Source organism: Acinetobacter sp. ANC 3781, from assembly GCF_004331285.1.
In the GTDB taxonomy this organism is placed as follows: Bacteria; Pseudomonadota; Gammaproteobacteria; order Pseudomonadales; family Moraxellaceae; genus Acinetobacter.
Genome location: NZ_SJOH01000022.1, coordinates 11,886 through 34,487 on the forward strand (window position 1 = coordinate 11,886; position 22,602 = coordinate 34,487).

The 22,602-nt window shown below is 39.9% G+C and carries 17 protein-coding genes; 15 read left to right on the forward strand and 2 right to left on the reverse strand.

The annotated features are described in order from the left end of the window. The first annotated feature begins 2 nt into the window (after nt 1-2). From E0H89_RS14345 to E0H89_RS14375, 7 genes are all read left to right on the forward strand, one after another. The gene (locus E0H89_RS14345; protein ID WP_131217939.1) at nt 3-2,918 is read left to right on the forward strand and encodes a hypothetical protein; all 2,916 of its coding nucleotides are present in this window, start codon (nt 3-5) and stop codon (nt 2,916-2,918) included. Nucleotides 2,919-3,449: 531 nt separating this feature from the next. After that, nucleotides 3,450-4,670, forward strand: coding sequence for a tyrosine-type recombinase/integrase (locus E0H89_RS14350; RefSeq protein WP_131217940.1), 1,221 nt, complete (start codon nt 3,450-3,452; stop codon nt 4,668-4,670). An 887-nt stretch (nt 4,671-5,557) separates the two neighbouring features. Next, nucleotides 5,558-5,950, forward strand: coding sequence for a DUF4440 domain-containing protein (locus E0H89_RS14355; RefSeq protein ID WP_131217941.1), 393 nt, complete (start codon nt 5,558-5,560; stop codon nt 5,948-5,950). Nucleotides 5,951-6,455: 505 nt separating this feature from the next. After that, complete coding sequence (locus E0H89_RS14360) at nt 6,456-7,808, forward strand: spinster family MFS transporter (protein ID WP_131217942.1); 1,353 nt, start codon at nt 6,456-6,458, stop codon at nt 7,806-7,808. A gap of 101 nt (nt 7,809-7,909) precedes the next feature. After that, nucleotides 7,910-8,899, forward strand: a complete 990-nt coding sequence (locus E0H89_RS14365; RefSeq protein WP_131217943.1) for an AraC family transcriptional regulator — start codon at nt 7,910-7,912, stop codon at nt 8,897-8,899. Nucleotides 8,900-9,000: 101 nt separating this feature from the next. Beyond that, the gene (locus E0H89_RS14370; protein WP_131217944.1) at nt 9,001-10,107 is read left to right on the forward strand and encodes an NAD/NADP-dependent octopine/nopaline dehydrogenase family protein; all 1,107 of its coding nucleotides are present in this window, start codon (nt 9,001-9,003) and stop codon (nt 10,105-10,107) included. A gap of 1 nt (nt 10,108) precedes the next feature. After that, nucleotides 10,109-11,104 (forward strand): 3-hydroxybutyryl-CoA dehydrogenase, encoded by a 996-nt coding sequence (locus tag E0H89_RS14375; protein WP_131217945.1) that lies wholly within the window; start codon nt 10,109-10,111, stop codon nt 11,102-11,104. 65 nt (nt 11,105-11,169) lie between these two features. Here the strand turns inward: E0H89_RS14375 and E0H89_RS14380 are convergent, their stop codons facing one another. Next, nucleotides 11,170-11,637: a MarR family winged helix-turn-helix transcriptional regulator gene (locus E0H89_RS14380; protein WP_067665639.1), complete on the reverse strand. Its 468-nt coding sequence runs from the start codon at nt 11,635-11,637 to the stop codon at nt 11,170-11,172. 145 nt (nt 11,638-11,782) lie between these two features. On the opposite strand from E0H89_RS14380, the gene E0H89_RS14385 reads away from it, so the two are divergent. The 8 genes from E0H89_RS14385 to E0H89_RS14420 all read left to right on the forward strand — a co-directional run bounded on the left by E0H89_RS14385 (nt 11,783) and on the right by E0H89_RS14420 (nt 19,210). Then, the gene (locus tag E0H89_RS14385) at nt 11,783-12,895 is read left to right on the forward strand and encodes an amidase (protein ID WP_131217946.1); all 1,113 of its coding nucleotides are present in this window, start codon (nt 11,783-11,785) and stop codon (nt 12,893-12,895) included. 18 nt (nt 12,896-12,913) lie between these two features. Continuing rightward, on the forward strand, nt 12,914-14,080 hold the full coding sequence (locus tag E0H89_RS14390) for an acyl-CoA dehydrogenase family protein (RefSeq protein ID WP_131217947.1): 1,167 nt from the start codon (nt 12,914-12,916) through the stop codon (nt 14,078-14,080). A gap of 30 nt (nt 14,081-14,110) precedes the next feature. Further along, nucleotides 14,111-14,638 (forward strand): nuclear transport factor 2 family protein, encoded by a 528-nt coding sequence (locus E0H89_RS14395; RefSeq protein ID WP_131217948.1) that lies wholly within the window; start codon nt 14,111-14,113, stop codon nt 14,636-14,638. A 30-nt stretch (nt 14,639-14,668) separates the two neighbouring features. Next, complete coding sequence (locus E0H89_RS14400) at nt 14,669-15,946, forward strand: aromatic ring-hydroxylating oxygenase subunit alpha (RefSeq protein ID WP_131217949.1); 1,278 nt, start codon at nt 14,669-14,671, stop codon at nt 15,944-15,946. A gap of 10 nt (nt 15,947-15,956) precedes the next feature. After that, nucleotides 15,957-16,442: an aromatic-ring-hydroxylating dioxygenase subunit beta gene (locus E0H89_RS14405; RefSeq protein ID WP_131217950.1), complete on the forward strand. Its 486-nt coding sequence runs from the start codon at nt 15,957-15,959 to the stop codon at nt 16,440-16,442. 9 nt (nt 16,443-16,451) lie between these two features. Continuing rightward, the gene (locus E0H89_RS14410) at nt 16,452-17,189 is read left to right on the forward strand and encodes an SDR family NAD(P)-dependent oxidoreductase (RefSeq protein WP_131217951.1); all 738 of its coding nucleotides are present in this window, start codon (nt 16,452-16,454) and stop codon (nt 17,187-17,189) included. Between the two features lie 34 nt (nt 17,190-17,223). Further along, complete coding sequence (locus E0H89_RS14415) at nt 17,224-18,177, forward strand: PDR/VanB family oxidoreductase (RefSeq protein WP_131217952.1); 954 nt, start codon at nt 17,224-17,226, stop codon at nt 18,175-18,177. Nucleotides 18,178-18,253: 76 nt separating this feature from the next. After that, nucleotides 18,254-19,210, forward strand: a complete 957-nt coding sequence (locus E0H89_RS14420) for a p-hydroxyphenylacetate 3-hydroxylase reductase component (protein ID WP_131217953.1) — start codon at nt 18,254-18,256, stop codon at nt 19,208-19,210. A 478-nt stretch (nt 19,211-19,688) separates the two neighbouring features. On the opposite strand, the gene E0H89_RS14425 is transcribed toward E0H89_RS14420, so the two are convergent. Continuing rightward, entirely contained in the window at nt 19,689-22,154 is a 2,466-nt protein-coding gene (locus E0H89_RS14425) for a penicillin acylase family protein (protein ID WP_131217954.1), read from the reverse strand. Between the last annotated feature and the right edge of the window lie 448 nt (nt 22,155-22,602).

Genomic DNA, 22,602 nt, shown 5'->3' on the forward strand with positions numbered 1-22,602 from the left:
TTATGATCAAGCGATATTTACCTCATGTTTTGGCATCTTTAGTTTTAATGGTGGGCGGTGTGGCTGAGGTCAATGCAGCAGATGCTGCAGCAGATACCAGTAAAGTTAAAATTCAGCGGAGTTTTATTAATTTAAGTTTTAACAAACCCACGTTGAGCGGCAGTTATCAGCAATTTGCTGAAACGGCAGTGGAAGGTTGGAAAACCACCCATAAAACCCCTAAGTTAATTGAAATTTGGCGCGGTAAAGGCCCAGATGGCAATGCAACTGCGGACTGGGGGACAGCAAATATCAATAATCAATATGCTGAACTTAATGCTGAGGATGCATCTGCACTGTATCAGCCAGTATGTTTGATAAAAGGTGAAGAGTTTGAGTGGAATTTCAGGCATGCCGCTCGATCAAGCAGTACGGAAGAGGCTACTTTTTATATCGGGAAAGTAAACGCAGATCGCCTAGGTTTTACTCAGTTACAGAAAATTGGCGCACAGCAATCTACTAAACTATGGACATGGGTGGATGCCAATCCTATCGGAGCTAAAGCCGTTGTTTCAGTTAATAGCGGTATCTATGACTTTATCTTTGCTGCAACAAAATATAGCAGTGTAACCTTAGGTAATTTTATTGATGATATTTCATTAAAATTAAAACCTGCAGTTGAATTTAGTGCGGCTTCAGGGCGTTTTTACGAAGGTGAGGATGCAACAGGGAAGACCCATTCTGTACCTTTTAATGTTGTTGGACAAATTTTAAGTCAGAGTGATATGCCTACCCTGCAATTTAAAATTGAATATCTGACGGGCTATGCTCAGACTAAAGCGGTATATGGCAAAAATTACAGATTATATAAGCAAACTGCATCAGGCTTGGTTGAATTGGGTTCAGCAGATAGTTTGGTGACCGCAAATCCAGACAAAGTAACTTTTAATTACACCCCAGTCTATAACGCTACCCTGGATTATACCAAAGGGGTTCAGGTCAATGATTTGGTAATTAAAATTCTTGGCAATACTCAAACCAATACTGATATCAATCTACCGTTTGAATTCGCGCTGGATGCGAACAGTAAAGCTGTTTCCACCAATTTGAGTACCTGTGGTAATGTCAGTGCAGATGTCAAATTTGATCTCAAGATCCAAGAAGATGATATTGATTTAGCGGTCGTCAAAAGCCTAACACCAGAGTCGGTGGTTCAAAAAGATAACCTGATTTCTTATCAGCTGGATGTCATCAATAAGACTGCCGTGCAGGCAGATGGAGTACTCCTGCGAGATAATTTCAAAAACTTACTTCAGGTGACGAGCGGTAATGCTGCAAATCAAACCAGTCTGATCTGTGAAGATTTGACCGATGGTACCAGCAAGGCTTGTCCTTCGACTTGGACAGATGCCAATGCATTGACTGCACTGTTGAGCAGTACCACTGCAGGTAGTGGTTTAAGTTTAGGCGATATTCCTGCCAATGCAAAATACATCTTTACGGTTAAAAATTTAAAAGTCACCGACACAGATACTATAAGTGTGGGTTTTGTAGAAAATACAGCCATTATTGAAACCACCAAGATGCAGGATCTCATTCCTGGAAATAATACATCCACCTTAAAAACATTGATTGCGGCCAAAAGTGATTTATCCAACAACATCAGTAATGCCCCTGCAGCAGATGCCGCTGCCACCGGTACTGGTATATTTATTATTGCAAAAGAAGGTAGAACAGGTTCTACACCACTTTGGACCCAAAAAGCTGACAGTAACAGCAAAGTTTATTTTCCGCTCAATATTCAGAATTACGGCGGTTTGGCACAGGATTATCAGCTGTATGCATCTAGTAGCAAAATTGAACCAACCTTAGGAACGGGTGAATATTCAAGCTTGGTTAAAAATAGTGTTACGCCTTTTACTGCTGGTTTAAAAATTGAATTTTATAAAGCGGATTTTGCGCAGTGTAAAACGGGTGTAAATAGTCAGCAGATTACTCAACTAAATGTTTCAGCCAATAGCACCGCACAACTCTGCGCAGTTGTGACCGTTTACTCTTCTGCGACAGCAACCACCAATATCTGGTTTGCAATCGAATCACTTCAGTCGGGCTTGGCTGATATTATTCTGGATGCTGTGATTCCCCAGCCTAAAAAACGCTTACTGGAATTAAGCAATGATCAAAGTGCACAGGTGGGGGTCGGGGGAAGCTATGTGTTTTTACACCGTTTAACTAACTATGGTGCAGAAAATGAAACTAAAGCAAAAATCAGCATCAATCCTGTTAATGGCAATGATGGCTTCTTATATTCATTATTTCTAGATAAAAATGGTAATGATGCGCTAGATGCGGGAGATAGCTTGCTCTCTGGGGTAGAGACAGAATTAAGCAATATTATCGAGCCCAACAAATCAGTCACTTTATTGATAAAAGCTGAAGCATCTGCAACAGCAACTAACGGCATGAATGGTCAGGTTAAATTGACAGTTAAACCGGATAATCTAGCGAAAGAAATATTATTAGCGGATTTGAGCAATACCGATCTAATTACGGTCAGTCCGAATCAGTTAAAAATTCTGAAATCGCAATTCAAAGTTGAAAATTGCAGTATGACAAATGTTTCAGCAGTGATAAATGCAACTTATACGGTACAAAATGAAAACTTAAAACCGAATCAATGTCTAATTTATCGGATTATGGTGAAAAATACCGGAAGTGCAGCATTAAGCAATGTAGTGATTAACGATATGTATCCCGCTTATACCCAACAATGGGCACTTCCTAGGATATTGCCAATCGTAGGAAGTAATGGTCAAGACATTACCGATAGCAGCAACAATAAAATTGAAGATGATGGCAGAGCCAAAATTAAGACGATTTTAAAGGAACTGTTATCACAACAGGAAAAATCCCTGTACTTTGGAATTAAAATGCAATGATGGGTTAAGTCATTAGTCGATTCCCGGCTATACTAAATTTGAGGCAGCTGTGTTCTTAAGCTGCCTCCACCCCATTTAAAATCGTTAGTTCTCCTGCTTATCCAATTATTACTTCATCAGCTTTGTATCAAAATTACTTAATATTCAAAATGAACTGGCCTGATTTTTCAAATAGTCACTTAAGTAAATAATATTTAATTGAATATTCAAGACTTAAATATCGAATAACTCCTGACTCTCTTAATCAAGAAATCCAAAAAATTCAACATTGGTAATTAATTTTGTTCTGTTCAAACTTAACGATGAAAGTCTATTTCCAACTAAAAAATCTGTTAAGTCAGTCTTTCGCCTTTCAATATATTATTTTAAAGGTTACTAAGTTGGTGACTAAAACTATTTAATGTTGAATAAAATTATTAAATAACAATAATTTATGATTTTATATGATGCGTATCATACGCATCATATAAAACTATGTTTATTTTGCTATAATCAAAATATCCAGTGTCATTAGTGGTTCCATGCAATTTTATGAGTCTTACAGAATTCAAGGTTCGCCAAGCCAAACCGAAGGATAAAATCTACTTTTTAGCAGATGATGAAGGCCTGAGCCTGAAAATTGAACCGAATGGACGCAAGTCATGGAGCTATCGATATTCTGTAGAAGGCTCAAGCAAGCGACCAAGAATAAAACTGGGTATGTATCCTTCAATGTTATTAAAAGATGCAAGATTTGCACGAGATGAATATAAATTAAATAATTACACTCTTAAAAGTATAAGTAATAAAAAAATAAAATCCTTCCAAGATATTTGTGAGGAATGGTTAGAATTTAAAACAAGAAATTCTTTTAGTGATGAGCCACGTTGTGGTGTTATTCAATTGGCAAGAAAATGTTTATCCAATGATATATATCCAGAATTAAGTGATATGGCATTTGAAGAAGTGAAGCGATATGATTTAGTAACAGTCATAAAAAAAATTGAATTTAGAGAAGTAAAAGAACCGGTTAAGAAAGCTTATAGTTATTTAAATCAAATTTACGATTATGCTGTAGCGATGGGTTATTGTGAATACAATATTGCAAATGGTTTAAATAAAATACTGGTTAATAATAAGATTAAGAAAAACTATCCTTATTTAAAATCGCATGATATTCCAGAATTCATAAATAAATTAAATCAAGTAAATACTCATACCCTTATTAAAAAAGCCTTATGGCTTAAATTATATACAGGTGTTCGGGGCGCTGAATTGCTTCTTAGTGAACCCCATCACTTTGATATAGAAAATAAAATGTGGAAAATACCGGCATTACATATTAAGCAGTTTAGACGTAAAGTTATTTTAGGTCATGAGATTCCTGATTTTTTGGTCCCTTTGTCGGATCAGGCAATTTGTATTATAAAATCAGCACTTGAGTGGTCTTATGGTGAAAAGTATGTATTTTCCAGTCCACGCTATAAAGACAAACCGATTCATTTTAATACCCTAAATACAGTAATACGTAAAATGGGATATAGTAAGAATGAGCTGTCATCTCATGGTTTAAGATCTACATTTAGTACTATATTAAATGAATCAGGTTTATTTCAACAAAATTGGATTGAAGCGCAGTTATCGCACACAGATAAAAATAAAACTCGGGCGAGTTATAATCACGCTGATTATATTAACCAACGTATGGAAATGATGCAGTGGTGGGGGAGTTATATATATGAATATGCGGAAAGACAAGGTGTAACTTTCTGATAGATTATATTAAAACTATTTTATAAATTATTTTTTATTAGTTAAATGTTATGAATTCTAGCTATTCAATTACATCTTAAACTAATTTTTTATCTCTATTTCGATAATAGTCTTCCAAAAATTTTCAATTTTTTCAGATTGCCAAATATCTATTCAGCCCCACTCTTGTTTTATTGACTTTCTGATCGCCTTTATTAGCCAAAATAAAGGCATCTTAATGTTTCAGGTTTAAATTTCGTTGAAGTAACTCAAAATCATGTATAGCTCTACGACCGCTACATAAACTCAGTACTTGCTGAGTTTTATAATGAATTATGCTCTGTATTTTGAAGGTATAAGGCTTTTTCTGGTCGCCATAGCTTATTATGCGTTTCTAAGCCTGTGAATTGGAATTTCTGTGGCCTCTATGAGCATAACATTCCAGTTAATCCCTTCACGATCAGACAAATTCTTCGATAAATTAAACACATTAAACTGGATCAGACTGTCTTCAGAATGATGAACACTCTTTAAGGCGGTTGGCTCTAAAAACAGCCTGATTCATCTTCATGGAAATAAAGTTATTTATTCCCGCCACTAGCTCCTACAAAGCAGAGCTTGCTCTTCCAGGTTTAACTTGGGCGGTCTACCTTTGGCAGGGACATGCATTTTAAATAGCAGGTTGGGCATGAGATACCGGGGTATTGCTTGAGCTAAGGATCAAAAAGCGTGTTTGACCGATGTATTTCATACGCCAATTATGCATGAACAGAGTAAATTTTTTGCTATAGAGCATATTTAGAAGGATGCTTATTTTTAGATTTATAAAATATGCCCAATAAACATATTGAATTTTACATGTAATTTTGTTTTATTATGGGGTCAACATTAAATATAAGGAAATTGATATGACACTTTCTGCAGAGAAAGCAATTGAAAGCATTCATACCATGCATGTACTTATTGAAAAAATTTTCAGCGGGGTAAATAGCGATGAAGATTTACCTTTATTAATTCAACATTTTTCTGAAGATTTTGAAATGGTGGGTGCGGCTGGTAAAAAATTTAAATTTGAAGAAGTGAAGCAGTTGTTCGCAAACAATCAAGGAAAAATGCCTGATATTAAAATTGAAATCTATGATGAAGAAATTATTTCACATAATCAACATACAATCGTTTTGACCTATACAGAGAAGCATACCAAAGAATCAGGTATATTAATTCGCCGTTCTTGTGCAGTGATTGAGGAAATTCAGGACCAAATGCTTTGGCGCTTTCTACAGGAAACCTTTACAGCGTAAAATTTATTTTAATTGCTTAAAAAGCGTAGGCTTATGTTGTTTCATCTTTTTTAAACTACATAAGTCTAAGTTTGAAGCTCTTGAAATAATGCATCAAATAAAGTCAAACCCCAATAAAGCAGTAGGCCTAATGTTTACTTTAGCTGACTTAAGGCTACAGTGCGGTAATTTAAGTGATAAATTATTCAATTTTTCTAATTTGATTAAACAATAGTTTTTAACTGATTTATATTAAATTTTTCCGCAAAAATCGCTATGGAGTCCTATAAAGGTATGAGTTTATACTTAAAAAGATATGGAATATTACACGTAAAATTAAATACAATTGAATTGAAAATGTAAAAAATTGCAGGATTCTAACCACAAAACAAGCTTGAATAGAAGCAAAATTTGGATAGAAGTAAAAGATTTCTGATCATAGGGATCAAAAAATATTTTCCCTGTCAAGGGTATAGGAAACATGGGCTTATAAGGAATATAAGCCGTCGTACAAGGATTAAGTGACATGAATAGTTCTATCAATGATCAGGCTGCCGCGGTCAGTAAAAAATCAAATGTATATGCATGGTATGTAGTACTGCTCTGTATGCTGGCTTATATCTTTTCATTTATAGACCGTCAAATTTTGGCCTTGATGATTGAGCCGATTAAAGCCGATTTAAATTTATCAGATACCCAATTCAGCTTATTGCATGGTTTAGCATTTTCATTATTTTATGCATTTATGGGATTGCCTTTAGCTTATCTGGCAGACCGTTTTTCACGTCCTAAAATTATCGCTGTTGGAATTGTATTTTGGAGCATTGCTACTGCAATTTGCGGGTTAAGTAAGAGCTTCATTCAACTTTTCTTCAGTCGGATGGGTGTAGGGGTGGGAGAAGCAGCATTATCACCAGCCGCCTATTCGATGTTCAGTGATATGTTCAGCAAGGATAAACTAGGACGTGCTGTCGCTGTTTATTCCAGCGGATCATTCGTTGGCGGGGGGATTGCCTTTTTGGTCGGCGGCTATGTGATTGGCTTATTGAAAAATATGAGCTTGATCGAAGTACCACTTTTAGGTGCAATCAAAGCCTGGCAAATGGCATTTATTCTTGTGGGTTTGCCAGGGGTTTTCATTGGCTTGCTGTTCATTTTAACGGTGCGGGATCCGCAACGTAGAGGTCAGCGTTTAAATGCGCAAGGCCAAGTTGAAAAAACCAGCATGAAAAAAGCGTTTAAATTTATTAAAAAACATCGCACTACTTTTGGCTGTCATTATTTTGGTTTTACCTTCTATGCCATGGCGCTGTACTGTCTCATCAGTTGGACACCCGCATTTTATATGCGCAAATATGGGTTAACTCCAACAGAAGCTGGCTATATGCTAGGCACGGTCATGCTGGTGGCAAATACCTTGGGCGTATTTTGTGCAGGTTGGTTAAATGACTGGTTTATTCAAAAAGGTCGAAAAGATTCGCCAATGATCACCGGTGTTATCGGCATTGTAGGTTTGATTATCCCGATGATTGCCTTTACCCAAGTGTCTGAACTTTGGCTGTCTGTGACGTTATTGGTTCCAGCGATGTTCTTTGCATCTTTTCCAATGCCAGTTTCCACCACAGCAATGCAAATGCTGGCACCTAACCAGCTGCGTGCGCAGATTTCGGCGGTATTTCTACTGATCAGTAATTTAGTGGCTGTCGGAATCGGTACGACTTTGGTGGCATTAATTACAGATAAAATCTTTGGAAACCCGTTGATGGTGGGTATGTCATTGTCGATTGTTGGTGCTTGCGCATGTGTATTGGCCTTTATTTTATTGAAAAAAGGCTGTAAAGCCTTTAGTGCAAGTATGCAGCAGGAACACCCTGTTTAAGCCTAACCCTCAGAAGTTAAGAGTCAGGCAAGAGCTGATTAGGTCTAATGAGCTCTTGCCGTCATTTTAATTATGAAGAATGGAATCAATGGAGTGCAGAGATGAATCAGCGTTTAAATTTGAGCCATTTGCATTATCTGGATGAGTTTTTACTATTTAATTCAAATGACTATCACATCATTAAGGATAAAATCAGTCATTATTTGTGCCCGCATCAATTTGATGTAGATGCTGCTTCGAGTTTGAATACCCGCCTAAATGGATTTAGCTTTGGAAATTCGGCTTTATATGATTTGAAATACAGCGCGGCTGTGGCAATCACAATAGATGAAACATCTCCTCATTATTTGTTTCGCATCAATCTTGAAGGACAATGTCAAGTTGAACATGCACAAAATCAGGTGCTGCAATCATATGGCATTATGACGGTGACACATCCGCATACCCAAAACCGCATCATGACCAATCATCGCTGTCGCAATATTATTCTCAAACTGACACAGCAGGATGTGGACACCCAGCTGTGTAAAATGTTGGGCTATACCAGTGCAGAATCCTTAGTATTTGATAGCGGGGTATCATGCACAACAGAAGCGCTGAACTCAATTGTTGAAACACTGAATTACCTATGTTACGCCTATTATAATATTCAAAACTGGAGCTTTATTTCAGCCAGTTTTACCCAGTATTTGATTGAATTAATTTTACTGAAAGTTCCCAATAATTACAGTCTTCAACTCAATGAACGCAGACGGGAAGTCATGCCCAGCTATATGCGAAAAGCACAGCAATATATACAGCAACATCTTCAATCGCAGATTTCACTTGCTGAACTGAGTATTTTTTGCGGAGTTAGCAGCCGAACTTTGCAAAAAAGCTTTAATCAGTACTGTCAACAAACACCGCTTGAATATATTCAAGATCAGCGTATGCAAGGGGTGCATCAAGCCTTATTGAACAGCCAATCCAGCGATACAGTGACGAATATTCTTTTTCAAAACGGCATTCAAAGTTTGGGGCATTTTTCCAGTCGGTATAAAAAACGTTATGGTTGCCTGCCTTCCCAAACCTTGAAAATGAAAGTGGCTTAAATTCTAAAAGTATTCGTATATCGAACAGCCTATTCGCATACGGAGACGTGAGCTTCATTTTAATCTTCTAAAGTTAACTCAGTTAATCAGGAGGATTCAAAATGAAAATTACAGTACTGGGCGGGGGGCATGGATGTTATGCAGCAGCCGTGGAAATGGCAGAAAAGGGCCATGATGTAGTGCTATGGCGCCGAGATGCCGATGCATTAAAAAAATTAGCAGAAATGGGTGAACTTTTCATTTTGGATTATCAAGGTGAGCGTTCTGTGAACGTTGGCTGGAATAACAGCCAGATCAATTTACAGGAATCTTTAGAGCAGGCAATTGCAGGTGCTGAGCTGGTTATTATTCCCTTGCCGGCGACCACGCACCTGAATTTAGCGCAGCAAACGGCACCTTATTTCAAAGATGGGCAAGTGATTTATTTACCGCCAGGCACTTTTGGCAGCTTGGTCTTTGCTCAAGCAATGAAAGAAGCAGGCAATCATGCACAGGTCGCCTTCGCTGAAACCGGCACATTGCCTTATTTAGTGCGCAAACATGGGTTAAACCGTATTGTAGTGAGCGGGTATGCGACCCGCTTACCTACCGGTGTTTTCCCTAGCAATTTATCTGAACATGCATTTCAGATCTTACAGCAAGCCTATCCGAGTGTAGAGCCGATAGAGGACAGTTTAAGCGGGGCACTGATGAATGCAGGTCCCATTATTCATCCCCCGTTAATTATGATGAATGCCGGCCCGCTAGAACATTTCGATACATGGGATATTCACAATGAAGGCACCCAGCCATCCATTCGCCGTGTCACGTCTCAACTGGACGCAGAACGGATGCAACTGCGTGAAGCCTTGGGTTACGCTGCACCACATTTTCCGCTGGCTGATCATTATAATAAAGCAGATGAAGGCGATGAGTGGATGTATGGCCGAGGTGCTCATGGCAAACTCACCGATAGCGGTGACTGGCGCGAAGAGATTGATTTGCAGTCACATCGCTATATGCTTGAAGATACCCGTTTAGGTTTATCCTTAATTGTTTCTGCGGGCCGTTGGGCTGGTGTCAAAACCCCTGTGGCTGAAGGTTTGCTGAGTATTGCCTCTGCTGTTGCAGGTAAAGATTTATATGCTGAAGGTCGGACATTTGAAAGTTTAGGTTTGGCGGACAAGTCAAAACATGAATTACAAATGATCTTGCAGCAGGGGGTCTAAGATGCCCAAAATTCAGCACACTGCGGTGGTAGGGGCCGGACGAATGGGTAAAGCGATTGCGATTGCTTTTGCCTATGCTGGACTGCAAGTCAAACTGATTGATGCTAAAGAGCGTTCAATTGATGATTTTGTACAATATCAGCGGCAAATAGAGCAGGATATTGCGCAAGAACTGATGCTGTTAAGCCAAATTCAATTCATACAACCCGAGCAAACTTCAGCGATTCAAGCCAATATACAGGTCATCGAAAGATCTGCTTCCATTCAATATTTAAAACAATGTGATTTGGTTTTGGAAGGTGTGCCTGAGAAACTACCGGTGAAGCAGGATATTTTTGCTTGGCTGGATCAACATATTGCACCAGACTGTATAGTTGCTTCAACGACCTCAACCTTTTTAGTGACAGAGATCGCCAAGATGCTGTCCTCTCCTGAACGTGTAATCAATGCACATTGGCTCAATCCGGCTTATTTAATTCCATTGGTTGAATTAAGCCGATCAGAGCAAACCTCAGATCAAACAGTACTGGCGCTTAAATCTTTTTTAACCTCGATTGGCAAAGTAGCGGTGGTATGCAATGCCAAAGCGGGCTATATCGTACCCAGAATTCAAGCTTTGGCAATGAATGAAGCTGCACGAATGGTAGAAGAAGGGGTTGCATCTGCAGAGGATATTGATATTGCCATTCGCACCGGTTTTGGGCTGCGGTTCTCGGTCTTGGGTCTGCTTGAGTTTATTGACTGGGGCGGTGGTGATATTCTGTATTATGCGTCGCAGTATTTGGAGCGGGAGTTGGGCGAAAGGTACAGTACAGCAGAGATTGTTGTAGAAAATATGCGCAATGGCCGAAATGGCTTAAGAGAGCAGCAAGGTTTCTATCAATATGAAGGGGTAGATATTTCGGCCTATAAACAACAAGTGCTGCAAACTTTTTTGAACAGAATAGAAGCATCTGGTTTAAAGCCTAAATTTAATATTATTTCTTCTACAATGTAAAATATATGCAGCAACAAGCCCATTCTAATGGATGGGCTTTGGGTTTAATTACCACTTTTTAGTTTTTAGCTAGAGGGCATAAGATCGAATAATTTTTTCATCTGGGCATTCAACTGAATCAATTCCTCATCATTGAAAGCATTTAAAATCCCTGAAAGAGTGACTTGGCTGATTTGATTAATCTGCTCAACTAATTTCTTCCCTTTGTCTGTCAGCTTGACCATAGAAATACGCTCGTCGAATTCAGAAGAAAAAACCTGAACAATGTCATCTTCAACCAAGCGATAAATGGCTTTGGTTGCAGTGGTCAATTTGAGTGTAGATAAATTGGCAATTTCGGTAATGCTGGCTTGTCCCAATGCATTAGTACTTAAGATAATTTTGCGGCGGGTATTATCTATTCCTAGTTTTTTTATAGACTTCTCAATCAGCTGCGTATATTTCCCGTTTACTTGGGAGACCCAGAAAAAAGGGTAGCTTTGTAGACTGCTAGGTTCATTGTTAGGCAGAAAATTTTCTAAATGAGTAAGCATGGCAAAGTGATAACTTTGTGAAAATGGATAGCCCATTATACAAAAATTAAAAATATTTTCTTCGTTCTCTGTTATTAAAAACACTTGACAATTACATGGCTTTTTCAGATATTAGTCTTAGTAATAAAAATACATGGAAAAGTGAATGAATATTGTGGCCAAGGATGTTCATCTAGGAACAGGAAAACTCACCGTCATGGTGAAAGACTCTATCGATATTCAAGGTTTTCGAACCGTCGCGGGAAGTAAGGCACTCGAAGAGAGTCCTGCAGCAGAGCAAAATGCCGTGGTGGTTGAGCGTATTTTGGCTGCTGATTGTCAAATTACCGCAAAAACAAATTTGCATGAATTGGCTTTTGGCATTACTGGCATTAACCGTGCATTCGGTACGGCACTCAATCCCAAATACCCTGCGCTGATTCCTGGCGGATCATCGAGCGGCTCGGCTGCGGCTATTTCAGCCAAACTGGCCGATTTTACTTTAGGAACAGATACCGGTGGCTCAATCCGAATGCCGGCAGCCTGTTGCGGCATTTTCGGTTTAAAACCGACTTTTGGCCGTGTGAGCCGCGAAGGGGTACATCCTGAAAACAGTTCATTGGATTGCGTTGGTCCGTTCGCCAATTCCGTCAGCATGATTGAAACCGCTATGCAGATTATTGATCCGAGTTTTCATCCTGCAAAAGTCCTGAAGCAAACCCCTAAGCTTGCGGTGCTAAATGTACAGGCGAGTGATGAAGTGAATGAATGTATTGCTGAATACCTTGCAAAAGCTGGGTTGATTTTGACCTATGTAGAGGTCGCATCTTTTGAGGATGCATTTCATGCCGGTATGCAAATTATTAATTTCGAAAACTGGCAGGCGTATGGCGCTTTAACTGAAACAGGACTTTTGGGTGCCGATGTCAATACGCGTTTGCTGAAAGCCTCAGAAACTACACGCCAACAGGTTGCAGAAGCAGAATGTGTAAAAGAAAGGTTTACCCGAGAAGTAGATGTTTTACTGAATCAATATGATGCATTGCTGTTGCCGACCCTGCCGCAAATTCCGCCACAAGTTGCGGATGCAGAAAATACAGCCACATTTTTAAATTTAACAGGGCTGGTCCGTCCATTTAATTTGTCGGGGCATCCGGCAATATCAGTGCCATTAGAGACAAAAGATGGCTTACCTGTTGGATTGCAGATTGTTGCCAAAAAAAATGCAGATGAACAGCTCTGTGCAATTGCAAAATATGTCGTGAAGGCGGCGCAATAAGTTACAAGGAGTTAACGAATGAATGATTTATCTGCAAAGGATTTTGTCATGGATAATACCGCAGTGGATTTGACGGCTCTATGTCAGGAAATCCGTGAACGCGCATGTACTGGTGAATTTGATAATCAGGCGTATGTGAGTCAAGACATCATTGAAAAATTAAAAAAACTGGGTGTATATCGGGCATTTGTTCCAAAGCGTTTTGGTGGATCGGAGGTTTCGCCACGTGAATTTTGCGAGCTGATTGAAAAATTATCGATGGCGGATGGCTCTGTGGGATGGGTGGCCAGCTTTGGCATGAGTCCAGCTTATTTAGGTAGCTTGCCAGAAGAAACCCTGAAAGAGCTCTATAAAAATTCACCGGACATTGTTTTTGCAGGCGGTATTTTTCCGCCACAACCCGCAGAAATTACCGATGACGGGGTTGTTGTAACAGGTCGCTGGAAATTTTCCAGCGGCTGCATGGGTGCAGATGTTGTGGGTGTCGGTATTGCGCCGCAAAAGGGTAATGAAGCGCAAGGTTTGCCGCGTATGGCAGTAATGCCTGCAAAACAAGTAAAAATTGAAATGACTTGGGATACCGTGGGCTTAAAAGGAACGGGAAGTCATGATTTAGTTGTTGAAAATGTTTTGGTTGCTAAAGAGTGGACATTTGTACGCGGAGAGCCGTCTAAGCTTCCAGAGCCATTTTTTAAATATCCATCTTTATCACTTGCAACTCAAGTATTGACGGTGGTGGGAATAGGGGTTGCAGCAGCCGCTTTAGATGAGTTCAAAAAGCTTGCTCCAGGAAAAGCATCAATAACTGGTGGTTCAGAAATTGCAAACCGCCCCGTAACTCAATATGAATTTGCGCAAGCTGAAGCAGAGTTTAAAGCGGCGCGTATCTGGTTTTATGAAACGATGGATGCCGTTTGGAGTGAAGTTGCTGCAGGCCGTACACCGACAGCAGAACAAATCAGTGATATGCGTCTGTCTTGTACGCATGCTGCCCGAGTTGCTGCCCGAGTTGCCCGCAAAATGCAAATGCTGGCAGGGATGACAGCTATTTATACCAACAATGTGTTCAGCCGCTTTGTGAACGATACCAATGTGGTGACACAGCATGCCTTTATGGGGGATGCCACGTTGCAGAACGCAGGTTTAATCAGCTTTGGCTTAAAACCGGCACCGGGTTATTTATAAGCAACTTGACTTCATACGCGAGTATTCAGAATGAATGACAAAGTGGATTTGACTGCAATTTTACAGCGTTTAACGCAATTGGAAGCGCAAGTTGCTATTCGGAACTGCATTAACCGCTACATGGAAATTTGTGATGCTTTGGATGCTGATACTGACCTGAATGAATTAATGGATTTATTTGATGAAGACAGTATTTGGGAAGGCATAGGCGAAAAATATGCGCAGTCTTTTGGTCAATTCAGCTCACGGCAGGCGATTCACGACATGTTCAAGGGGTATACCCAAAAAGAATCGCATTTCGTGATGAATGCACATTTTGTCAATTCAGAACAGATTTATGTTGAAGATACACATGCAAAAGCGACGTGGTTAATGTTGCAAACCTCAACATTTAGAGATGGTCGTAGCCATTTAAATACAGCCAAACTCACGGTGACATTTAAGCAACAACAGAGCGGACACTGGAAAATCAAGCATTTTCAAACAGAAAACATTTTTAGCCGTCCAGTCTCTCATTGGAACAGTACAGCAGAATTGCCAGTCCCGTCTCAGACATAACCCAAGGATAAATTTAAAAGGATAGTTGACATGAACAGTATCATTCCACTTCAAAATATTGATATTGACTACAATGAGCTAGTGCAATCAGACCGTGCACATACTTCTCTGTATAAAGATGAAAAAATCTTTGACGATGAGATGGAAAAAATTTATTACAACTCTTGGGTCTGGGTCGCGCATGCGAGCGAAATTCCTGAGAGTGGTAGTTATAAAACCATGAACATTGGCAGGCAGCCTGTGGTTGTAGTACGTGACCGTAAAAAGAAAGTCCATGTGCTGCTTAACCGTTGTCGTCACCGCGCTGCAACTGTATGTGAACATAAAAAGGGCAAGACCAACAGCTTTGTATGTCCTTACCACGGCTGGAGCTATGCTTTGGATGGCAGTTTACGCGGTGTACCATCTCCTGAAAGCTATGGGGAATGCTTGGATAAATCTGAACTCCCTTTGGTCAGCCTGCGCGTTGAAGAATACAACGGTATGATTTTCGCCTCTTTTAATCATGATGTTGAACCGCTAGAAGATTTCCTCGGTGCGGCAAAAAAATGGATTGACCTGTTCATGAAACAAGGTGCGGGCTATCCAGTGAAAGTTCTGGGCGAGCATCGTTTTACATTTCCGGGCAACTGGAAAATTCAACTGGAAAATACCACCGATGCCTATCACTTCCCATTGGTGCATAAATCATTCTTAAGTTCAGTCGATGAAAAAACCGAAGAACTATTTAATTTTGATAACCAGCCGGGCTATGTTGAAGATTTAGGCAATGGCCATAGTGTCATGGTGATGATTCCTGAACTGGTCGATTTAGAAGAAGAATTGATGGAACGTCCAATTCAGGAACGTTTTGAAGATTTGGCTCAGGCATTACGTGATGAAGGCCATGAAGAATTACAGGTGCGCCGGATTGTCCGCGCGGTAGGCGGTTCTGGCTTTAACTTGAACTTATTCCCCAATATTGCCTGTTCAATGGCATTCTTCCGTGTCATGCAGCCGATCTCTGTAGATAAAACAGAAATTCATCACTCGGTTATTACCATGGATGGTGGCCCGCAAATTGCCAATCAGTACCGCTTGCGTTTGCATGAGCATTTCCAAGGCCCATTTGGTTTTGGTACACCGGATGATGCAGAAGCATGGGAGCGTGTACAAAAAGGTGCAGATGCAGGCAATGATTTATGGATCATGCTGAACCGCGGTTTACCGGGCGAAGTACAAACTGAAGATGGCTTAAAAAGTGATGTAAGTGCTGAAACTGGCATGCGGGCTGCGTATCAGCAGTGGAAAAAGTTGATGACGGCTTAAGGAGAGAGCAATGAAAATCGATTTAAATTTATTGAATGAAGTGACTGCTTTTATTTGGGCTGAAGCGGACATGCTGGATCATTATGAACATGAAGAATGGTTAAAGCTGTGGAATGAAACAGGCGTATATATCATTCCGATTGACCCTGCTTTAACGGATTATGAAAATAATTTGAACTATGCCTATGACAATCATCATATGCGTCAATTGCGTGTGAACCGTTTAGACAATGGCGAGGCCATCTCAACTTCTCCAAAAGCCAATACAGTGCGCAGCGTATCTCGTGTCCGTATTGTCAAAGATGACGGGGATGAAATTATTTTACGTTGCGCGCAAAATTTACGTGAATTCCGTAAACAAAATCTGAAGCACTATACCGCCGATGTCACATTTCACTTGATCCGCGATACTGAACAAGGTTTTAAAATTAATCGAAAAATTATTAATTTAGTCAATTCTACCGATACCTTGGCAGGTATCAGTTACATTCTTTAGGAGAGGAATATGAAACAAGTTGTTTTAGTGACTGGTGCCGCATCGGGTTTAGGCAATGTTGTTGCTGAATACTTTGCCAGCCAAGGTCATCAAGTTATTTTATCTGCAAGCACACTGGAAAAAGCTGAGGCTGCTAAAGTGCGCAGCGTAAATGCGAATAATATGTTTCCTCTGAAGCTGGATATTTCTGTTGAAGCAGATTTTCATGCCGCTGTGCACTGGATTGAAGAGAAGTTTTCAAAACTGGATGTACTGATAAATAACGCGACGGTCACCAAAGCAACACCTGTTTTAGAGATTACCGCCGCTGATTTTGATTGGATTACTCAAGTTAATCAGCGCGGTACATTTCAGTCGTGTCAGATTATTGGCAAGTATATGGCAGACAAAGGTTTTGGCCGTATTGTCAATATGGCCTCTTTGGCAGGGCAAAATGGCGGCACAGCAACAGGGGCGCACTATGCAGCGACCAAAGGTGCAATTGTGACACTGACCAAAATTTTTGCCAAGGAATTTGCAGCGAAAGGTGTCACGGTCAATGCGGTTGCACCAGGACCCATGGAATCACCGATTGTGCATAGCGTGGTATCTGACGAAAAGATGGCACAGTTTATTCAGAATATTCCTGTTAAAGCTTTGGGGAGTATGGAGTTTATTGCTGAAACATGTGCGTTACTGGCAAGTCCAAATGCCAGTTTTGTGACCGGTGCAACGTGGGATATCAACGGCGGATTATTTATGCGTTAAGTCTTGGGCTTTATGCATAACAGGGAGATGAATTATGACTGCACTTTATAATGTTGTTGTCAAAAACCGCCATGTAGAAGGCGAAAATATTGCAGTCATGGAATTTGAATCTGCAACATCTACAGCCTTACCTAAAATTGAAGCAGGTGCACATATAGATGTACATTTGCCAAACGGCATGGTGCGTCAGTATTCACTTTGCCAAAATCCAAATCAAACGGGGATTTTCCGTTTAGGGATTTTACGTGATCCTGAATCCAGAGGTGGCTCTATATCCGCCTTTAATGAATTAAAAGATGGTATGCAGATTCAAGTCAGCGAGCCAAAAAATCTTTTTTCTTTGGTGAAAGCCAAGCATTCGGTATTGATCGGTGGCGGTATTGGTATTACGCCCCTTATTACCATGGCTTATCAGTTGGCTCATCAAGGTGAGTCTTTCGAGTTGCATTACTGTGGGGCAAGTCCAGAACGTTGCGCCTTTGTAGATGAAATTAAAAATGGTGAACTGGCTCAATTCACTACCTTTCATTTTAAATCGGAAGGCGCGAGCCACCGTGAATTTTTTCAATCTGCGATACAGAATATTGATGCCGAAAGCCATATTTATACCTGTGGTCCAAATGGATTTATGGACTGGGTCATTAATCTAGCACTTACCCAGGAATTTCCTGAACCTCAAATTCACAAAGAATATTTTCAGGTAGATGTGGAAACGGGTGGCGATGCTTTTGAAGTGGTGGCTGAACGCAGCGGCAAAATCATTATGGTAGATGCCGAGGAAACCATTTTACAGGCTTTGGCACGCGAAGGCATTGAGATAGAAATGTCGTGTGAGCAAGGGGTTTGTGGGACATGCATGTGCGATGTGCTTGAAGGTGAGCCAGATCACCGCGATGTGTATTTTACCGATGAAGAGAAAGCCAGCAATGAACAAATATTGGTGTGCTGTTCTCGCGCTAAATCGGCACGCTTAGTGTTAGATATTTAAATAAACACCAGTCACATTGAAATTGCACAGTATTGGGTCCGCACAGGAATAGGACTTTAAAACTCAGGAGAGAAGCATGAACGCATTACATACGATGGATACCATAAAAATTGATCCAATCAAATTTAGACGCGCATTAGGCAATTTTGCTACAGGCGTAACCATTATGACGGCACAGAATGAATCTGGAGAAAAGGTAGGGGTGACAGCAAATAGCTTTAACTCAGTTTCTTTAGATCCAGCTTTAATTCTGTGGAGTATCGATAAAAATTCTTCAAGCTTTCAGGTGTTCGAGCAAGCAACGCATTTTGCAGTCAATATTTTATCGGGTTCGCAGATTGAACTTTCCAATAAATTTTCACGTCGTAATATTGATAAATATGAAGGTACTAGCTTTCATGAAGGCATAGGACTAGCACCAGTTTTAGACCACTGCTCGGCTGTTTTTGAATGTGAGCGCCATCAGATCATTGAAGGTGGAGATCACTGGATTATTATCGGCAAAGTGGTAAATTTTCATGATGAAGGCCGTAGTCCATTGGTTTATCATCAAGGTGCTTATTCAGGTGTGACACCGCATCCTTTGTTACAGGTCAAGGAGTCTGCCGACCTTGAGGAGGTAGGTCAGATGCATCAAGGGCATTTGCATGGCAATGTGTGCTATTTAATGAGTCGCGCCTTTAAATTCTATCAAAATGATTATATTCCTAAGCAACTGGTGACGGGTTTTCGTACCAGTGAAGCGCGACTTTTACTGGTTTTAGGCAGCGGGACAGCCTCAAGCAAAGCGGATTTACCGCGTGATATTGCTATGCCAATGCGCGAAGTGGAGCAGTCTGCTGCAATTCTGGCAAAAGACGGTCTACTTGTGGAGAGTGACGGCTTTTATAAATTGACAGATAAAGGCAAGAAAACCGCGCATTATTTGTTTGATATTGCGGACAGCCACCAGAATGAAGTATTAGAAAAATATTCAGACAGTGAAAAAGACAGTTTCATTAAAATTTTACGGGATATTGCGGGTATTAACTAAATGAAATGGAGAGGCAACTAATGCAGAATAAGCAATAGTTGCCTCATATTTTTGTTTTTCATCGTGATATGTGACCGGCAATAGTCACTGACCAGTAACATTTTCTTAATAAATAAACAAAAAAATAAGAAAAATGATTTATCTTTAAAATCTTATTCCAGTGGATTTTTGTGCTTAAATACGTTTCGATAGAATTTTTAAATATATGTCTAAGGTTTATTTTCTTCAATTAAACTGCCTCATTTAGTAAAACCCGCTCTATTGTGAATTCCCCAAGAAACTCAAGACTGGTCCTGAATTTGGAATTGAGACTTTCTAAAGATCTCACATTTTATGGACCTTGCTGATGATTGAAAAAAATTAATAGATGATTTAGAAAAAAAGATGTTGATGCGGTTAGCAATGTGGGAAATCGACCTGTCCTGGATAATCCATGACAGATCTCTATTAAAAAAGAAAGATTACAATGCTCTAAAGATTAATAATTCAAAGTAATACTCTGTTTACTGGTTTGGTCAATTTTCTTTTGATCAACTGCATCCTCTTTACATTCATAGTTTTCAAACAAGGGGAGTTGATCGGAAAAATGGGCATCGGGTTTGCCATTTTTATCAATAAAGCCACTTTGGCCTGGCGCCAAAATTGAACACATGGTGACTTGACTCGGGTTTAAAACAACTCTAAAAGAGGCACTTCCTGTATTGCCATAAGTACTCAACTTTTGCTGATGCGCCAGATCCGCCCAAGGGATACCCACGGAATTTTTGCCCGAAAATCCCATTGTTGCAACAGGAAGCTTCCAGTCATTCGGCTCCGTAGAGTTGTATTGCTTAGAAAGTGTTGCTAAAGCATTTTCAAGGGCAGTTAAAACCACATCATCAGGAGATTGTCCCTTTAAGAAGTCGACCTGTTGGGCAACAGCTGATTGTTTTCCTTGAAGTGCATTCCAGATTAACTTTGATGCACTTGCTGGCTGAGTGCTACGCGGATCCAAATTGACCGGGTAAAGCGTATCGGTATAACGGGTGTAAATACTGTCTGATAGGTTGGGTTTTAAGACCAGTTCAATCATTTGATTGAGCCATGCACGCATGATGGCAGGCGCTGCACCTTCATAGTATTTGGCTTGATGATCTGGTCGAAGCTTATAATCCCATGAGGCCAGTAAAGGTGCTATTTTTTTTGCAGCTTCAGAAGCTTTCGGGCTTTGGGCTGCTTTAATCATAGAGGGAATGAAATAGCGTGCGTTGAGATCAGCCCATGCACCAGTTTTGTTAATGTCCCAAATTTCTTGCTGGCTCAGCTTCTGTTTGCTTTCAAGCGGTTCAATTAATTCATTGACGCGGTCAACATGAGAAAAATTAGATGAGTCTGAACGCAAACTTGCATATGCTTTATTGTTCCAGCTTGCAATATAACCTTTTTCTGGATTGTATTCTTTTGGATTATGAGAGAAGTCATAAAAGCCTTCCCATTCCATCGAACCATCACCTTGGGCAGGAAGCTGCGGATGCTGGTTTTCTGGGCGGATAGGTAAACGGCCTAATGCTGCAACACCAATATTATTGTCGGTATCGGCATAGAACCAAGTGATGGATGCTGCTACACGTTTGGCTTGTTGCAGAAACTCATCCCAATTGGACGCTTTTGCAGCATTCGCCCAGCCTAACAAGGTTTCGACTTCAACACCTTCCCAGCTGCGTCTTTGCGCATAAGCCATTTGGTTTTTCTCATCCCATGCAGTGACAAAGCCTTGTTTACTTTTATAAACATCTAAAATGTGTTCTGCTTGTTTACGCACCTTAATTTTGACTTGCCGATGTTCGAAAGGAATATATGCACCTTGGTAGAAATATTCTTTAGGATTACTGGGGTTTATTTTTAGCTGATAAAAATCATTGGTATCTAGTGAACCTACAGTTGAACCCCATGCAATCTTGCCATTAGTACCAAATAAAATAGCAGGCAGGCCGACAGGAGTAATACCTGTTAAATTATAGCCAGCGCCATGTAAGCCAATACTGTAGGTAATGGCAGGGGTATACCATCCTTGCTGAGGACCATTATATAAAACAGCTTGTCCTTCAACGGTTTTATCCCCCTTTAAAACCCAAGCGTTGCTTGCAGTCGGTACACCATCAATGACACCTTTGCCTAAGGCAATACGGGCTTGGGTTAAATAGTTTTCTGCCGCTTGTTTTGAAATAGGTCGAGCTTTCGTGAAGGCTTGCTTTTGGCGTGCTGAAAACTGAGACTTTTGTTCTGACTGGATAATGGTTGGAGCGCTAGGATCGTCTAGCCAACGCAATTGTTGATAAACTTTTAAACCTTCGTCTAGCCCCTTTTCTTTTTGTAATTGGGTCAGCAGGTCTAAATTGGAAATTTCTGAACTCGCTGCAAAAAAACGGTTCAAAATCAAGCCAACCCAAATCATTGCAATATCTTCAGACTGCCAAGTGGACGGCTTGAAATCATAATCGATGAATTCTTTTGGCATCAGTTCAGGGTTTTCTAGAATTTCTTTGATTCTTTTATTGAAACCAGCGGCATAACCCTCAAAAATTGCCCGGTCTTCGGGAGACAATTGCGCAAGTTGCTGTTTAATATTTTCAGGATTGAAGCGGTTATGGGTTGCAATATCATATTGCAGATAGTCTGACCCTAGAACTTCCGCTACAGTACCTTGACCCGTTCGCTTTGACATTTCCATTTGGAATAAACGATCTGTTGCGACAGCATAACCATAGCCGTAGAAAAGTCCAAATGTATTGTCTGCATAAACATGTGGTGTCCCAAAATTATCGCGTTTAATGGTGACTTGTTTTTGAATGGAGGTGGGTTCTAAAGTTGAGGATGAATTGCAACCTGCGAGAAACATGCAGCTTAAACTCAAAACGCTGTATCGAATCAATACATTTTTATAATGAGGCTGATTATTGAGCATATGGCTTTTCAATTTAGATATCCTTGCTTTCATTATGATTTAGAAGTGAATTCATTAACTGCAACCACGTATTCAATGCAGCTAACTTCACTTATGAACATGCCTTGTTCATTATTTTAAATTATTACTATTTATCCATGTAATTTTCCATTTCCAGGAAGGTATATAGTTATACTTTATTCAATAAAAAGAGCTAAAAAATACAGATGTTATAATAAATTTAGGCAAAAAAGGTATTTTAAAACAAATTAAACCTTTGTATTTAAATATAATTATAAAATTAAAAGAGATAAAATCTGATTGGCTCAAAAGTTCTTGCTAAAACTACCTGTTTTAGCTTCACTATTTTTAAAAAAATATGCTCGCAAGATTAAGTTTCAAAATAAATGATATTTTTTAAAATTAACAAGAAAATTACATGTATTTATGGTATAAAAAATAAAGTCGT

Bases quoted from the DNA above. Each gene is read 5' to 3' on its own strand.
- E0H89_RS14345 (WP_131217939.1), top strand. From the start codon at position 3: ATGATCAAGCGATATTTACCTCATGTTTTGGCATCTTTAGTTTTAATG.
- E0H89_RS14350 (WP_131217940.1), top strand. From the start codon at position 3,450: ATGAGTCTTACAGAATTCAAGGTTCGCCAAGCCAAACCGAAGGATAAA.
- E0H89_RS14355 (WP_131217941.1), top strand. From the start codon at position 5,558: ATGACACTTTCTGCAGAGAAAGCAATTGAAAGCATTCATACCATGCAT.
- E0H89_RS14360 (WP_131217942.1), top strand. From the start codon at position 6,456: ATGAATAGTTCTATCAATGATCAGGCTGCCGCGGTCAGTAAAAAATCA.
- E0H89_RS14365 (WP_131217943.1), top strand. From the start codon at position 7,910: ATGAATCAGCGTTTAAATTTGAGCCATTTGCATTATCTGGATGAGTTT.
- E0H89_RS14370 (WP_131217944.1), top strand. From the start codon at position 9,001: ATGAAAATTACAGTACTGGGCGGGGGGCATGGATGTTATGCAGCAGCC.
- E0H89_RS14375 (WP_131217945.1), top strand. From the start codon at position 10,109: ATGCCCAAAATTCAGCACACTGCGGTGGTAGGGGCCGGACGAATGGGT.
- E0H89_RS14380 (WP_067665639.1), bottom strand. From the start codon at position 11,637: ATGCTTACTCATTTAGAAAATTTTCTGCCTAACAATGAACCTAGCAGT.
- E0H89_RS14385 (WP_131217946.1), top strand. From the start codon at position 11,783: ATGAATATTGTGGCCAAGGATGTTCATCTAGGAACAGGAAAACTCACC.
- E0H89_RS14390 (WP_131217947.1), top strand. From the start codon at position 12,914: ATGAATGATTTATCTGCAAAGGATTTTGTCATGGATAATACCGCAGTG.
- E0H89_RS14395 (WP_131217948.1), top strand. From the start codon at position 14,111: ATGAATGACAAAGTGGATTTGACTGCAATTTTACAGCGTTTAACGCAA.
- E0H89_RS14400 (WP_131217949.1), top strand. From the start codon at position 14,669: ATGAACAGTATCATTCCACTTCAAAATATTGATATTGACTACAATGAG.
- E0H89_RS14405 (WP_131217950.1), top strand. From the start codon at position 15,957: ATGAAAATCGATTTAAATTTATTGAATGAAGTGACTGCTTTTATTTGG.
- E0H89_RS14410 (WP_131217951.1), top strand. From the start codon at position 16,452: ATGAAACAAGTTGTTTTAGTGACTGGTGCCGCATCGGGTTTAGGCAAT.
- E0H89_RS14415 (WP_131217952.1), top strand. From the start codon at position 17,224: ATGACTGCACTTTATAATGTTGTTGTCAAAAACCGCCATGTAGAAGGC.
- E0H89_RS14420 (WP_131217953.1), top strand. From the start codon at position 18,254: ATGAACGCATTACATACGATGGATACCATAAAAATTGATCCAATCAAA.
- E0H89_RS14425 (WP_131217954.1), bottom strand. From the start codon at position 22,154: ATGCTCAATAATCAGCCTCATTATAAAAATGTATTGATTCGATACAGC.